Raw genomic sequence first — 15,372 nt, 5'->3', positions numbered from 1 at the left:
GTCGGTGTCGCTCCCTGATTGCTCGGCGGCGCCGGGGTGTCGCGGCGCGGGGTCACGGGGCGGTGCTGGTGTCGAGCGCCGCGCGCACGAGGTCCGCGACGTCCATGGACTTGATGTCCACGGCGGGGTCGGCCTCGCGCGGTGTCGCCGGGCCCGTCGGGGCGGCCGGCTCGGACAGCTTCAGGAGGCTGTCGAGGAGCCCGGCCTCCCGGATGCGGGCGACGGGGATGGCGGCGAGCAGGTCGCGCACCTCGGCGTCGTCGGCCGCCCCGGCCGCGGGGGCCTCGGGGGCGGCGGGCCGGACCCGGTCGAGCAGGTGTCCGGCGAGTGCCACGGGGGTGGCGTAGTCGAAGATGAGGGTCGAGGGGAGCCGCAGTCCGACGGCCGCGCCGAGCCGGTTGCGCAGCTCCACGGCGGCGAGCGAGTCGAAGCCCAGCTCCGTGAAGGCGCGCCGGGGTTCGACGGCGGCGGCCCCGGCGTGCCCGAGCACGGCGGCGACCTCGGTGCGGACCAGGTCGAGCGCGGTGTGCTCGTGGTCGGCGGCGGGCAGGTCGGCCAGGCGCTCGGCGAGGGTACGGGCCCGGTCGGTGTGCGCGGCGCGTGCGGTGACTCCGGCGAGCGCGCGCAGCACGGCGGGCACGTCGTCGCCGCGGCGGCGCAGCGCGGCGGTGTCGAGGGCGACGGGGACGAGGGCGGGCAGGCCGGTGGCGACGGCGGCGTCGAACAGGTCGAGGCCCTCGTCGGGGTCGAGCGCGCCGATGCCGGAGCGTTCGATGCGCCGCAGGTCGGCCTCGTCGAGCCGGCCGCCCATGCCTCCGGCGCCGGCCCACAGCCCCCAGGCGAGGGAGGTGGCGGGCAGCCCGAGGGTGGCGCGGTGCTCGGCGAGCGCGTCGAGGAAGACGTTGGCGGCGGCGTAGTTGCCCTGGCCCGAGCCGTCGAGGGTGCCCGCGGCCGAGGAGAACAGCACGAAGTGGCGCAGGTCCCTCTCGCGGGTCAGCTCGTGCAGGTGCCAGGCGGCGTCCGCCTTGGGGCGCAGCACGGTCTCGACGCGCTCGGGGGTGAGCGCGCCGACCGTGGCGTCGGCGAGGACGCCCGCGGTGTGCACGACGCTGTCGACGGGGTGCCGGTCGAGGAGGGCGGCGAGGGCGTCCCGGTCGCCGGCGTCGCAGGCCACCAGGTCGGCGTGGGCGCCGAGGGCCGCCAGTTCGGCGCGCAGCGCGTCGGCGCCGGGCGCTTCGGGGCCGCGGCGGCCCGCGAGGACGAGGCGGGTGACGCCGTGCCGGGCCGCGAGGTGGCGGGCCACGAGGGCGCCGAGTCCGCCGGTGCCGCCGGTGATCAGGACGGTGCCCCAGTCGGCGCCGCCTGGCTCGCCCGTGGCCTCGGCCCTGGCAAGGCGGGGCGCGCACGCCCGGCCGTCGCGCCAGAGCACTTCGGGCTCGCCCGTGTCGAGGGCGGCGCCGAGCGCGGCACGGTCGGGCAGCGCGCCCTCCGGGCGGGCGAGGACGATCCGGCCGGGGTCCTCGGCCTGCGCGGCGCGCACGAGGCCGCGTACGGGGGCGTCGGCGAGGGTGTCGCCGGTGAGGACCAGGAGCACGGCGTCGGCGTAGCGCTCGTCGGCGAGCCAGCTCCGGACCGGTTCCAGCGCGGCGTGGAGCGCGGCGCGGACGGCGCCCGGCACCGCGTCGCCGTCGGCCTTCGGGGCCCGTACCGGCAGGACGACCACGTCGGGCACGGTGGCGCCGAGCGCGGCGAGGTCGGCGTGCGCGGGGCAGCCGAGGCCGAGGTCGTCGTCGCCGAGGACCGCCCAGGTGCGGCGGTCGGGCCGGGCGGCGGCCTCGGGCAGCGGGACGGCCTCCACGGCGTACAGCGAGCGCTGCTGCCGGGCGAGCCCGGCGGGGGTGACGGTCCGGGTCACGAACGACCCGACGGTGGCGAGGGGTTCGCCGTCGGCGTCGGCGAGGTCGATGCGGGTGCCGTCGGGTCCGGGGGTGACGCGGACGCGGGCGGCGAGTGAACCCTGGGCGTGCAGGGTGACGTCCGTCCAGGCGAAGGGCAGGGCCACGCCCTCACCGCCGTCGCCCTCGCCCGCGCCGTCGAGCAGCGTGGTGGCGTGCAGGGCCGCGTCCAGGAGCGCGGGGTGCAGGCCGTGGCGGGCGGCGTCCTGCCGTGCGTCGGCGGGCAGTTCGAGCTCGGCGTACACGGTGTCGCCGCGCCGCCAGGCGGTCCGTACGCCGCGGAAGACGGGGCCGTAGTCATAGCCCTCGGTGTGCATGCGCGGGTAGAGGCCGCTGACGTCGACGGGGGTCGCGCCCGGTGGCGGCCAGGTGCCCAGCGGCTCCGGGGCGGCATCGGCGGCAACGGTCAGGGTGCCGGTGGCGTGGCGGGTCCAGTCCTCGTCGGCGGGGGCGTCCGCGGGGCGCGAGTGGATCTCGACGCTGCCGTCGGGACGCGCGGCGACCTGGAGGTGTACGGCGGTGTCCCCGGGCAGGACGAGCGGCGCCTGGAGCGTCAGTTCGTCCAGGGCGGGCAGGCCGACCAGGGCGCCCGCGTGCAGGGCAAGGTCGACGAGCGCGGCGCCCGGCAGCAGCACCGTGCCGAGCACGGCGTGTTCGGCGAGGACCGGGTGGGTGGCGGTGGAGATCCGGCCGGTGAGCAGCACGCCGTCGCCGCCCGCGAGGTGGACCCGCGCGCTGACCAGGGGGTGGTCCACGGGGGCGAGTCCGTGGCCGGTGGCATCGCCCTTGGCGACGGGCACGTCCAGCCAGAAGTGGCGGTGCTGGAAGGCGTACGTCGGCAGCGCGACGCGGCGGCCCGCGTACCCCTCGTACAGGGCGGCCCAGTCGACGTCGGCTCCCCGGGTGTGGACGGCGGCCACGGCGGCGAGCAGTCCGGGCACCTGCGGGGTGTCCTTGCGGACGGTGGGCACGAAGGCGATGCCGTCCGGGGCGGCGGTGTCGTCGACGCAGTCCGGGCCCATGGCGCTGAGGACGGCGGCGGGGCCGAGTTCGAGGAAGGTGTCGATGCCGAGGCCGGCGAGGGCGGTGACGGCGTCGGCGAAGCGCACCGGCTCGCGCACGTGCCGTACCCAGTAGTCGGCGGTGGTCAGTTGGCCGGGTCCGGCGGGGGTGCCGGTGAGGGTGGACACGATCGGGATGCGCGGTTCGGCGGCGGGGAGCGCGGCCATGATCCGCCGGAACTCGTCCAGCATCGGTGCCATGCGGGGCGAGTGGAAGGCGTGGGAGACGCGCAGCCGCCGTGTGGTGGTGAAGCGCTCGGCGAGCGCGGTGACGGCGTCCTCGTCGCCGGAGACGACGACGGAGCGGGGGCCGTTGACGGCGGCGATGCCGACGCCGTCGGTGAGCAGCGGCGTCACCTCGTCCTCCGTCGCCTGTAGGGAGACCATCGCGCCGCCCTCGGGCAGTGCCTGCATGAGCCGGCCGCGCGCGGCGACGGCGGTGACGGCGTCCGTCAGGGACCACACGCCCGCGACGTGCGCGGCGGCGAACTCGCCGATCGAATGGCCCGCGAGCCGGTCGGGCCGCAGGCCGAGGGACTCCAGGAGCCGGTAGAGCGCGACCTGCGTGGCGAACAGGGCGGCCTGGGTGTACGCGGTCTGCTCCAGCGTCGCCGCGTCGTCGCCGAAGACGACCTCGGCGAGCGGGCGCGGGAGGTGCTCGGCGAAGAGCGCCGCGACCGCGTCGAAGTGCTCGGCGTACACCGGATACGTCTCGTACCACTCCCGTCCCATGCCGGGGCGCTGGGCGCCCTGCCCGGAGAACAGGAAGGCCAGGCCGCCCTCGGTCACGGAGCCGGTGACGAGCAGGCCGGGTGCCGTGCCGCCGTGGGCGAGCGCGTCGAGGCCCGCGGCGGCCTCGTCGGCGTCCGTGGCGACGACGACGGCGCGGTGCGGGTGCGTGCCGCGCGTCGTGGCGAGCGCGAGGCCGAGGTCGGCGGGATCGGCGCCGGCCGACTCACGCAGCCGGGCGGCCTGGGCGGGCAGCGCCTCGGGCGCGCGGGCGGAGAGCGGCAGGGCGAGCACGGGCGGGGCCGTGCCGGGGGCGGGTTCGGCCGCCTCGGGTGCGGCGAACTCCTCGATGATGACGTGGGCGTTGGTGCCGCTGATGCCGAACGAGGAGACGCCCGCGCGGCGCGGCCGGTCCGTCTCCTGCCACGGGCGGGACTCGGTGAGCAGTTCCACCGCCCCGGCCGTCCAGTCGACCTGGCCGGAGGGCGCGTCGACGTGCAGGGTGCGCGGCAGGGTGGCGTGGCGCATGGCCATGACCATCTTGATGATGCCCGCGACACCGGCGGCGGCCTGCGTGTGGCCGATGTTGGACTTGATGGAGCCGAGCCACAGGGGGCGTCCCTCGGGCCGGTCCTGGCCGTAGGTGGCGAGCAGCGCCTGGGCCTCGATGGGGTCGCCGAGGGTGGTGCCGGTGCCGTGCGCCTCGACGGCGTCGACGTCGGCGGTGGTCAGTCCGGCGCCGGCCAGCGCGGCCCGGATGACGCGCTGCTGGGAGGGGCCGTTGGGGGCGGTGAGGCCGTTGGAGGCGCCGTCGGAGTTGACGGCGGAGCCGCGGACCAGGGCGAGCACCTGGTGGCCGTTGCGCCGGGCGTCGGAGAGCCGCTCGACGACGAGCATGCCGACGCCCTCGCCCCAGCCCGTGCCGTCGGCCGCGTCGGCGAACGACTTGCAGCGGCCGTCGGCGGCAAGGCCGCGCTGGCGGGCGAAGTCCACGAACGTGTCGGGCGTGGACATCACGGTGACGCCGCCGACGAGGGCCAGCTCGCACTCGCCCTGGCGCAGCGCCTGGGCCGCCAGGTGCAGGGTGACCAGCGAGGAGGAGCAGGCGGTGTCGACGGTGACGGCGGGCCCCTCCAGGCCGAGGGCGTAGGCGACGCGGCCGGAGACGACGCTGCCGAGGCTGCCGTTGCCGAGGTAGGCGGCGACGTCCTCGGGCACCTCGGTCAGCCAGGTGCCGTAGTCGTGGTACATCACGCCGGCGAAGACTCCCGTACGGGAGCCGCGCAGCGCCGCGGGGTCGATGGCGGCGCGCTCCAGGGCCTCCCAGGAGACCTCCAGGAGCAGGCGCTGCTGGGGGTCCATGGCGACGGCCTCGCGCGGGCTGATCCCGAAGAAGCCGGCGTCGAACTGCGCCGCGTCGTACAGGAAGGCGCCCTCGCGGGTGTACGTGCGTCCGGGCGTGCCCGGCTCCGGGTCGTAGAGCGCCTCGGTGTCCCAGCCCCGGTCGGCGGGGAAGTCGGAGACGCCGTCGACGCCGTCGGCGACAAGCCGCCACAGTTCCTCGGGCGAGCCGACGCCGCCGGGGTAGCGGCAGCTCATGCCGACGATCGCGATCGGGTCGTCGTCGGCGGCGGCGTGGGGTGCGGCGGCGTGGGCGGTGTCCTGCCGCTCGGCGCCGAAGAGGGTGTCGCGGATGTGGTCGGCGAGCGCCTGGGAGGTCGGGTAGTCGAAGACGAGGGTGGCGGGCAGCTGGAGCCCGGTCGCGGTGCCGAGCCGGTTGCGCAGTTCGACGGCGGCCAGCGAGTCGAAGCCGAGCTCGGTGAAGGCGCGGGTGGGGTCGATGGCGGACGCGCCGTCGTGCCGCAGCACGGCGGCGACCTCGGTGCGCACCAACTCCACGAGCGCGCGGCCGCGTTCGGCGGGCATCAGCGCGGCGAGGGTGCCGCCCGCGCCGTCCCCCGCACCGGCCGGGGCGACGGCCGCCCGCCGGGCGACGGGCCGGACGACGGCGCCGAGCAGCGGGGGTATGCCGTCGGGGCGGCGGCGCACGGCGGCCGCGTCGATCTCGACGGGGACCACGCGGGGCGCGCCGGAGCGGACGGCCGCGTCGAACAGTGCCAGGGAGCGCGCGGCGGTCAGGCCGGGCAGGCCGTAGCCGGCGATGCGGCCGAGGGTGGCGTCGTCGAGGGCGGCGCCCATGCCCGTGTCGGTGGCCCACAGGCCCCAGGCGAGGGCGGTGGCGGGCAGCCCGAGGGCCGCGCGGTGCTCGGCGAGGGCGTCCAGATAGGCGTTGGCGGCGGCGTAGTTGCCCTGGCCCGCGCCGTCCAGGACGGCGGCGAGCGAGGAGAACAGGACGAAGTGGCGCAGGTCCCGGTCGCGGGTCAGCTCGTGCAGGTGCCAGGCGCCGTCGGCCTTGGCGTGGAAGACCTCCTCGACCATGGCGTCGGTGAGGCCGTCGACGACGCCGTCGCGCACGGTGCCCGCCGCGTGGACGACGGAGTCGACGGGGTGCTCGGCGAGGAGCCCGCGCAGCGCCTCGCGGTCGCCCACGTCGCAGGCCGCGACGGTCACTTCGGCGCCCAGACCGGTCAGTTCGGCCGCGAGGTCGGGGGCGTGGCCGCGGCGGCTCACGAGGACCAGGCCGCGTACGCCGTGCTCGCGCACGAGGTGGCGGGCGAGGAGGGCGCCCAGTCCCCCGGTGCCGCCGGTGACGAGGACGGTGCCCCAGTCGGCGGCGGAGGCGGTCGCGGCGGCGGGCAGGGCGGTCAGCCTGGGTGCGGTCAACCGGCCTCCGGTGAGCGCCACTTCGGGCTCTCCGGTGGCGAGTACGGTACGCAGTTCGGCGTCGCCCGGAAGCGTGTCGTGCGTGATCAGGACGTAGCGGCCGGGGTTCTCGGCCTGCGCGGCGCGGACCAGGCCGCGGACGGCCGCGTGGGCCGGACCGTCGGGCGAGGTGACGACGGCGAGGCGCACGCCTGCGGCCCGTTCGTCGCGCTGCCACTCGCGCAGCAGGCCGAGCACGCGCGAGGTGGCCGCGCGGGCGTCGGCGGCGGAGGCGTCGGGCGCGGCGGGCACGCGGTGGACGGCGAGGTCCGGGGCCGCGCCCTCGGGCAGGGTGTCGGGGCCGCCGTCGAGGACGGCGATCCGCAGCGGCGCCGTGGTGGCCGGGCGGGGGTGCGGCGGCCAGCTCACGGCGTACAGCACGTCGGTGTCGCCGGGAACGGGCAGGGACGTGAGGCCGCCGATGTCGGCGACCGGGGCGCCGGTGGTGTCGGCGAGGTGCAGGGCGATGGCGGTGGGGCCGGTCCGGGAGATCTTCACGCGGACGGCCGCGGCGCCGGTGGCGTGCAGGGTGACGCCGGTCCAGGCGAAGGGCAGCAGCACCTCGGCGCTCGGTGCCGCGTCGAGGTCGGCGGCGTGCAGGGCGGCGTCGAGGAGCGCGGGGTGCAGGCCGAACCCGGCGGCGTCGCCGGACGCCGGTTCGGGCAGGGCCACTTCGGCGTAGACGTCGTCCCCGTGCCGCCAGGCGGCGCGCAGCCCCTGGAAGGCGGGGCCGTAGCCGTAGCCCTGGTCGGCGAGGTCCGCGTAGACGCCGGTGACGTCGAGCGGCTCGGCGCTCCGGGGCGGCCAGACGGTGAGGTCGGGCGCGGGGACGGGGGTGGTGGCGGTGAGGGTGCCGGTGGCGTGGCGGGTCCAGGGCGCGGTGTCGTCGCCGTCGGGGCGGGAGTGGACGGTGACGGCGCGGCGGCCGGCGTCGTCGGGCTCCGCGACGGCGACCTGGATCGCCGCGCCGCCGTCCGCGGCGAGCACCAGGGGCGCGCCGAGCGTCAGCTCCTCCAGGGTGCCGGCGCCGACGTGGTCCCCCGCACGCAGGGCGAGTTCGACGAAGGCGGTGCCGGGGAAGAGGACGCGGCCGGAGATGACGTGGTCGGCGAGCCAGGGGTGGGTGCGGGTCGAGATGCGTCCGGTGAGGACGACGCCTTCGGCACCCACCGCGACGACGGCGCCCAGCAGCGGGTGTCCGGCGGGGAGTTGGCCGAGGTCCCCGGCGTCGGTGGCGGCGCCCTGCGCCAGCCAGAACCTGCGGCGCTGGAAGGGGTAGGCCGGCAGCGCCATGTGCCGGGCCCCGCGGCCACGGAAGTGGCGCTCCCAGTCGACCGGGACGCCGCGGGCGTGCGCGGCGGCCAGCGCGGAGAGCGCCTCGTGGGCCTCGGACCTGTCACGGCGCAGCACGGGCAGGAAGGCGGTGCCGGGGACGTCCGTGCAGTCGGCGGCCATGGCGGACAGCACGGCGTCGGGGCCGATCTCCAGGAACGTACGCACTCCGGCGTCGGCGAGGTGGCGCACGGCGTCGCGGAAGCGGACCTGCGCGCGCACGTGCTCGACCCAGTACTCGGGGTCGCTCATCTCGGTGGTGACCAGCTCGCCGGTGACGGTGGACACGACGGGCAGGGTGGGCTCGGCGTAGTCGAGGACGTGGGCGATGCGGCGGAACTCGGCCAGCATCGGCTCCATCAGCGGCGAGTGGAAGGCGTGGCTGACCCGCAGGCGCTTGGTGTCGTGGCCGCGCGCGGCGAGTGCGTCGGCGATGCCCTGTACGTCGCTCTCGTCGCCGGAGACGACGACGGAGGCGGGGCCGTTGACGGCGGCGATGCCGGTGCGCGCGGTGAGCAGCGGCGTGACCTCGTCCTCGGCGGCGCGGACGGAGATCATGGCGCCGCCCTCGGGCAGCCGCTGCATGAGCCGGCCGCGCGCGGTGACGAGGATCGCGGCGTCCGCCAGGGTGAGGACCCCGGCGACGTGCGCGGCGGCGATCTCGCCGATGGAGTGCCCGGCGAGGTGGTCGGGCGTCAGGCCCCGGCTCTCCAGGAGTCGGTACAGCGCCACTTCGAGGGCGAACAGGGCGGGCTGGGCGTACTCGGTGCGGTGCAGCAGCTCCGCCTCGTCCGAGCCGGGAGCGGCGAACAGGACGTCGTACAGCGGGAGTTCGAGGTGCAGGTCCAGATAGCCGCAGACGGTGTCGAGCGCGTCGGCGAACTCCGGCTCGGTGGCGACCAGTTCACGGCCCATGTTGGTGCGCTGGCTGCCCTGGCCGGTGAAGAGGAAGCCGAGGGTGCCCTCCCCGGCGGCTGCTGTGGGGGCGGCTCCGGAGGCCAGGGCGGTGAGCGCCTCGCGCAGCCCCTCGCGGTCACCGGCGACGAGCACGGCGCGGTCGGAGAGCGCGGCGCGCGTGGTGGCCAGGGAGTACGCGAGGTCCAGGGGCTCGGCCTCGTCCACCAGGGGCAGCAGGTCGGCGGCTCGGGCGCGCAGGGCGGCGGGGCCGCGCGCGGAGAGGGGGAAGGGGAGGAGAGCGGGCGCGATGTCGGCCGTGGAGCCCGCCGCCGGGAGGTCGGCCGGCGTCCCGCCGGCCGACATGTCCTCCTCCGGGAGCGGCAGTTCCAGCAGCACGTGCGCGTTCGTCCCGCTGACGCCGAACGACGACACGCCCGCGCGGCGCGGCGCGCCCGTCTCGGGCCACGGCCTGGCCTCGGTGACCAGCTCGACGGCGCCGGACGACCAGTCGACGTGCGGGCTCGGCGCGTCCACGTGCAGGGTCCTCGGCACCTGCCCGTGTTCCATGGCGAGGATCATCTTGATCACGCCGGCGACGCCCGCGGCGGCCTGCGTGTGGCCCAGGTTGGACTTGACAGAGCCGAGCAGCAGCGGCGCGTCGGCCGCGCGGCCCCGGCCGTACGTGGCGAGCAGCGCGGTCGCCTCGATGGGGTCGCCGAGCCGGGTGCCTGTGCCGTGTCCGTCGACCACGTCGACATCGGCGGCGGTCAGCCCGGCGTCGGCCAGGGCCCGCCGGATGAGGCGCTGCTGGGCGGAGCCGCTGGGCGCGGTGAGGCCGTTGCTCGCGCCGTCCTGGTTGATGGCGGAGCCGCGGACGACGGCGAGGACCCGGTGGCCGTTGCGCCGGGCGTCACTGAGCCGTTCGAGGACCAGGACGCCGACGCCCTCGGCGAAGCCGGTGCCGTCGGCGTCGGCGGAGAACGCCTTGCAGCGGCCGTCGGGGGCCAGGCCGCGCTGGCGGCTGAAGGCGGTGAACACGCCGGGCCCGCCCAGCACGGCGACGCCGCCCGCCAGCGCGAGGGACGACTCGCCCTGCCTGAGCGAACGGCAGGCCAGGTGCACGGCGACCAGGGACGCGGAGCAGGCCGTGTCGACGGTGACCGCGGGGCCCTCCGCGCCCAGGACGTAGGCGACGCGGCCGGAGATGACGCTGGAGGCGTTGCCGGTCAGGAGGTGGGCGTCGAGGCCGTCGGGCGCCTCGTGCAGGCGCGGCCCGTACTCCTGGATCTCAGCGCCGAAGAACATGCCGGCCGGGGTGCCGCGCAGCGCGGTGGGGTCGATCCCGGCGTCCTCAAGGGCCTGCCAGGAGGTCTCAAGGACAAGGCGCTGCTGTGGGTCCATGGCCAGCGCCTCGCGCGGGCTGATGCCGAAGAAGTCGGCGTCGAACTCGGTGGCCGTGTCGAGGAAGCCGCCGGAGCGGACGTAGGCGCTGCCCGCCACCTCGGGGTCCTCGTCGTACAGCGCGGCGAGGTCCCAGCCCCGGTCGTCGGGGAATCCCGTGAGCACCTCGCCGCCCTCGGACAGGAGCCGCCACAGGTCGGCGGGCGAGCCGACGCCGCCAGGGAAGCGGCAGCCGATGCCGACGACGGCGACCGGCTCGTCGGCCGGGCCCGTGGGCACCGGCGTCCCGCTCTCGTCGTCCGCCGCGCCGAGGGCGTCGGCGAGCAGCCGTGCGGCCATGGCGTCGACCGTCGGGCAGTTGTAGGCGACGGTGACGGGCAGGTCGAGGCCGGTGCGTTCGGTCAGGCGCCGGTGCAGGTCGACCGCGGCGAGCGAGTCGAGTCCGAGGTCGGTGAAGGGCAAGGAGGCGTCCACCGTGCCGGCGGTGTCCGGGCGGGCCGCCTCGATCGTCTCGACGACGGCGGTGCGCACCAGGTCGGTGACGAACCTGCGGTGCTGGGACGGCGCCGTGGCGGCGAGCCGCCGTGCCAGCGCTGAGTCGGAACCGGACCCGTTCATGCACGCATCTCCACTTTCCACCGACGCCTTTTTCCTCACCGTAGTGACGGCCCCGAAAAGGCCCCACCCTTACGGACCCCTAGGTCCATTACCCCTTTCCCGCCACCGCTCCAGGGGTGGTTTCCGGGTCGAACGAACGGCGAATGTAGGACAGTGACGCGATCAGTTCCCCGGACGTGATGGCGTGCGAGGAACGGGCGTCGGCGATACCGGCCAGCGGCATCCTCCCGATGTCCGCCCAGCGCAGCCTGCCGTCCTCGCCGATGTAACTCCTGGTGAGTCCCGCGTTGTCCGGATGCAGGCAGTAGGGGACGTCGAGATACCCCAGGGCGAAGGCCGAGAGCAGCGCTTTGCCGAGGTCGTCGTCCATCTCCAGGACCGCCTTGACCAGTGCGGACGCCTCGGCGTACGTCTGGGACGCGGTGCCCGGCAACGGGGCGCGCTCGGTGCGTGCGGCGACCGTGGCCGCGTATTCCAGGGCTTCGACGTTTTCCTGGACGGTCGGAATTCGGCGGGATTCCGCGACGGTTTTCACGATGAGCCGCTCCGAGCCGCTGGCGACGGCGAGTTCGGCGGCCTGTCCGAGGAGCCGGTAGGCGCCCTGCGGGGTCTCCGGATAGAGCCCCATGTAGGCGTAGACGACCACATGCCATTCGGCGTCCGGCAGGAGTTCACCGAGCAGACTGCGCAATGCGGCCACCGCTTCGGCGTCCTGTCGCGCATGGGTCTGCTGCGCGTAACTGGCCGAAATGCTGCGGATGCCGTGCCGGTAGAAGAACAGCGCTTCCAGGGCGCTGATGGCCACCAGCAGGCTCGGCGGGCAGAGCTGGCCGAGCACGCAGCCGCCGAAGGTCTCCAGATGCGGCTCGGCGCCGGTCTCGCGCAGCGCGGCGAGCAGCGCGCAGGACTCGGCCCAGTTGGCGACCGAATCGCGCAGCGGGACGCGGCCGTAGGGCAGGCAGTACGAGACGGGCCCGCCCTCGGACGCGTCGAGGCCGACGGTCATCAGGGCGCGGAAGATGTCCTGCGGGGCGGCGGAGCCGTGCCGGACCTGGACCGGGAAGCCGGGTCCCCGGATGCCGTCGAGGACCTGGTGGGTGGTGGCCCTGTCGTGGCTGACGATGGGGTAGCCGTTGAGCGAAACGCCTTCCAGGAGGGCCAGTTCGGCCGACTCCAGGTCCCCGACCCGGGTGTAGCTGTCCAGGGTGAGGGTGCCCACCGTCGTGGCGGCGGCGTCGCGGGTGGCGAGCAGGCCCGCGCGCATCAGGTCCGGGTGGCTCATCCCCATCCGGGGCTGGACCACGAGGTGCCCGGCGTCGTGGGCCCGGCGGACGAATCCGCCGAACCCGTCGCCGGTCACACCAGGGCCCGCTGCGGCAGTCCGCCGAGCATCCGCAGGAAGGCCGCGACGCCCCCGGGGCTGTCGTCGAACACCTCGTCGTATCCGGCGGCGCGCAGGGCGGCCAGGTCGTCGGCGCTGCGGGCGCCCGCGATGCCGAGCTTGCCGCCGATGACGGCGGGCACGTCGGCGAGTTCGGCGTGCTCGCGCAGCCGGGTGATGGTGCGCATGCCGTCCTGGTAGCCGTGGCCGTTGACGCTGCTGACGACGACGAGGGCGGGCCGGTGCGCGAGGGCCTCGGAGATCAGCAGCTCCTCGGGCACGCAGGGGCCGAGGTTGACGACGCGGTGGCCGTGCTCCTCCAGGAGCAGTTGCAGGAAGACGAGGTTCCAGGTGTGGGAGTCGGAGATGCCGCCGGCGACGATGACGGGGGCGTCGTCGGAGGCGCCGGGCAGGGCGTCGAAGGGAGCGGGGAGAGTCATCACAGGGCCTGTCCGTGCTCGTAGGTGCGGAGGTGTTCGATGCGGGACACCGACACCAGCTCCTCGCCGCGCACCACGACTTCCGCGGGCGCGGGTCTGCCGAGGAACATCAGGAGGCTGGCGGTGGGTCCGTAGGAGCCGGCGTTCGGGACGGTCAGGACGTCGCCGGGGGCCAGGTCGGGCAGGGCGACGTCCCGGCCGAGCAGATCGCCGGGGGTGCACAGCGGGCCGACGAGCGTGGCGGGCACGCGGCCGGTGTCGCCGCGCGACTCGTCGGGTTCGACGGAGACCGGCAGGATGCGGCCGAGGCCGGACATGCCGCCGAAGGTGTTGATCCCGGCGTCCAGGATGAGGAAGCGGCGGCCGCGGCTCTCCTTGACGTTGACGACACCGGCCAGCAGCGTGCCGCTGTCGGCGACGAGGTAGCGGCCCGACTCGCAGGCGATGCGGGGCGCGCCCCCGCGCCAGCCGGGGAAGTGCGCGTCGAGCGCGTCCGACAGGGCCTCGCGCAGCGTGCCGTAGACCGGCCGCTCGCCCTGCACCGCGTACGGCGCGGCGAACCCGCCGCCGATGTCGACGAAGCGGAACGGCACGCCCAGCTGTTCCTGGAGTCCGGCCGCCAGGGCGATGGTGTGCCGGAACTCGGCGATCAGGCTGGTCTCGTCCTTGGCGTTGCTGAGCGGGAAGAAGTGCAGACCGGCGACGGTGGTGCCGGGCACGTCGCGCAGTTCGGCGGCGAGCGCGGGCAGGGTCTCGCTGTCGAAGCCGAACTGCGAGGGCACGCCGGTCATCCGGATGCTGGTGACGGCGGCGCCGGTGGCGTTGTTGACCCGCAGCAGGCAGTCGGCGGTGACGCCGAGCCGTACGGCGATCTCGCCGACGCGCCGCAGGTCGCCGAGCGACTCGACGGAGAACAGCCGGACGCCCTCGGCGAGCGCCTCGGCCAGTTCCTCCTCGGTCTTGCCGGGGCCGGTGTAGAGGATGTCGGCGCCGGCGAAGCCCGCCTTGAGCACGGCGGCGAGTTCGCCGGTGGAGCTGATCTCCGCCCGGCAGACCCGGCCGTCGCCCGCGCGCATCGCGCGCAGGATCTCCGGGTGCGGGTTGGCCTTGGCGGCGTAGAACAGCTCGACCTCCTCGGGCAGCGCGGCGAACAGGTCGCTCCGCGCGGCCGCGACCCGGTCGAGGTCGTACACGTAGGCGGGGGTTCCGAAGCGCTTGGCGAGCTCGGCGGGGCCGGTCACAGCGGGGTTCCTTCCAGGAGGCGGGCGAGCTCCTTGCGGTCGTGCTTGCCGTGCAGGGTCAGCGGCAGCTCGTCGACGACGCGGGCGACCGCGGGAACCTTGGCGGGCTCCAGGCGCAGGGAGAGTTCACGCAGCAGGACGTGCGGGTCGATCTCGCCCTCGACGAAGACGGCGAGGGGACGGTCGTCGGCGGGCGCGAGGGCGGCGGCGGCCCGGATGCCGGGGACGTCGGTGGCGGCGGCCTCGATCTCGGTGGTGCTCATGCGCACGCCCTTGTGCTTGAACATGTCGTCGCGGCGGCCCTCGTAGTAGAGGAAGCCGTCCTCGTCGGTGTGGCCGAAGTCGCCGGTGTGCAGGCGCAGTCCGCCGTCCGGGGCGGGGCGGAAGGCGCGGGCGGTCTGCTCGGGGGCGCGCCAGTAGCCGGGCATCACGTGCGGGCCCTCGACGACGATCTCGCCGGTCTGTCCCGGCGCCAGTGCGCGGCCCTCGTCGTCGACGGCGAAGGCGCGGGTGCCGGGCAGCGGGCGGCCGACCGAGGTGGGCTTGGCGTCCTGGTACCGCGGCGGCAGCACGGAGATGCGCTTGCACTCAGTCTGGCCGAACTGGATGACGACCTCGGAGCCGGGGAACGCGGTGCGCAGCCCGTCGGCGGTGGTCTTCGGCAGCGCCGCCCCGGTGTTGGTGAACATCCGCACCCGCGACTCCTGCCGCGGTTCGCGCTCGGCGAGCGCGCAGATCATGGTGGCCAGGGACGGCACGATGGGCACGACGGTGGCGCCGGTCTCGCGGATGCGCCGCAGCAGCACGAGGTCGGACTCGCCGTCGGCGAGGACGAGTTCGCTGCGTCCGATGGCGGTCATCAGGACCTTGTAGAGGCCGTAGTCCCAGGAGATGGGGAACCGGCAGAACACCACGTCGTCGGGGCGGTAGCCGAGTTCGAGGTCGATCGCCTCGGAGGCGAAGACCATCCGGCCGTGCGGGCAGACGACCGCCTTGGGGGCCGCGGTGGAGCCGGAGGTGTAGACGAGGACGGCGATGTCGTCGGGCTCGACCAGGGCACCTCCCGAACGGGCCTCCTTCGCGCGCAGTGCCTCGACGTCCCGCCACACCTCGCCGAGCGGGAGGACGGGCACCGCCTCGGTCAGGGCCGCGATCCGGTCCACGGCGCGGTCGTCGGCGACGACCAGGACGGGCTCGGAGTTGGCGATGACCGCGCGCAGGTGGAAGTCCTTCATGCCGGTGTTGACGGGCACGAGGACGGCGCCGCGGCGGGCGGTGCCGTAGACCAGCGCGACCAGTTCGCGGGTGCTGGGCACCTGGACGAGGACGCGGTCGCCGTGGCCGACGCCCCGGGACTCCAGCCAGGCGTCGACGGCGTGGCTGTGGGCGGCCAGTTCGCGGTAGGTCCACCGGCCGGTGCCGTCGCTGACGGCTGCCGCGTCGGGCGCGGCGGCGGTGGCCTCGTCGAGCAGCGCGTGCACGGTGACGTCCGTG

General features: G+C 75.6%; 5 protein-coding genes. All 5 read right to left on the bottom strand.

Annotation, left to right across the window (positions count from 1 at the left end; translation table 11 throughout):
• Window positions 1-52 precede the first annotated feature (52 nt).
• Window positions 53-10,816 (bottom strand): type I polyketide synthase, encoded by a 10,764-nt coding sequence (locus AB0L89_RS16170; RefSeq protein ID WP_365140714.1) that lies wholly within the window; start codon window positions 10,814-10,816, stop codon window positions 53-55.
• A gap of 88 nt (window positions 10,817-10,904) precedes the next feature.
• The gene (locus AB0L89_RS16165) at window positions 10,905-12,176 is read right to left on the bottom strand and encodes a methylaspartate mutase (RefSeq protein WP_365140711.1); all 1,272 of its coding nucleotides are present in this window, start codon (window positions 12,174-12,176) and stop codon (window positions 10,905-10,907) included.
• Entirely contained in the window at window positions 12,173-12,637 is a 465-nt protein-coding gene (locus AB0L89_RS16160) for a cobalamin-dependent protein (RefSeq protein ID WP_365140708.1), read from the bottom strand. The genes AB0L89_RS16165 and AB0L89_RS16160 overlap by 4 nt, the downstream gene beginning before the upstream one ends.
• Complete coding sequence (locus AB0L89_RS16155; protein ID WP_365140705.1) at window positions 12,637-13,878, bottom strand: alanine racemase; 1,242 nt, start codon at window positions 13,876-13,878, stop codon at window positions 12,637-12,639. The genes AB0L89_RS16160 and AB0L89_RS16155 overlap by 1 nt, the downstream gene beginning before the upstream one ends.
• A complete protein-coding gene (locus AB0L89_RS16150) occupies window positions 13,875-15,359 on the bottom strand; it encodes an AMP-binding protein (protein WP_365141071.1) in 1,485 nt (494 codons plus the stop codon). The genes AB0L89_RS16155 and AB0L89_RS16150 overlap by 4 nt, the downstream gene beginning before the upstream one ends.
• Window positions 15,360-15,372 lie beyond the last annotated feature (13 nt).

The organism is Streptomyces sp. NPDC052114 (genome assembly GCF_040680155.1).
Lineage (GTDB): Bacteria > Actinomycetota > Actinomycetes > Streptomycetales > Streptomycetaceae > Streptomyces.
This window is presented reverse-complemented; position numbering and strand designations above follow the sequence as displayed.

Excerpts from the sequence above, each read along its gene's own strand:
- AB0L89_RS16170 (WP_365140714.1), bottom strand. The coding sequence starts at position 10,816 with ATGAACGGGTCCGGTTCCGACTCAGCGCTGGCACGGCGGCTCGCCGCC.
- AB0L89_RS16160 (WP_365140708.1), bottom strand. The coding sequence starts at position 12,637 with ATGACTCTCCCCGCTCCCTTCGACGCCCTGCCCGGCGCCTCCGACGAC.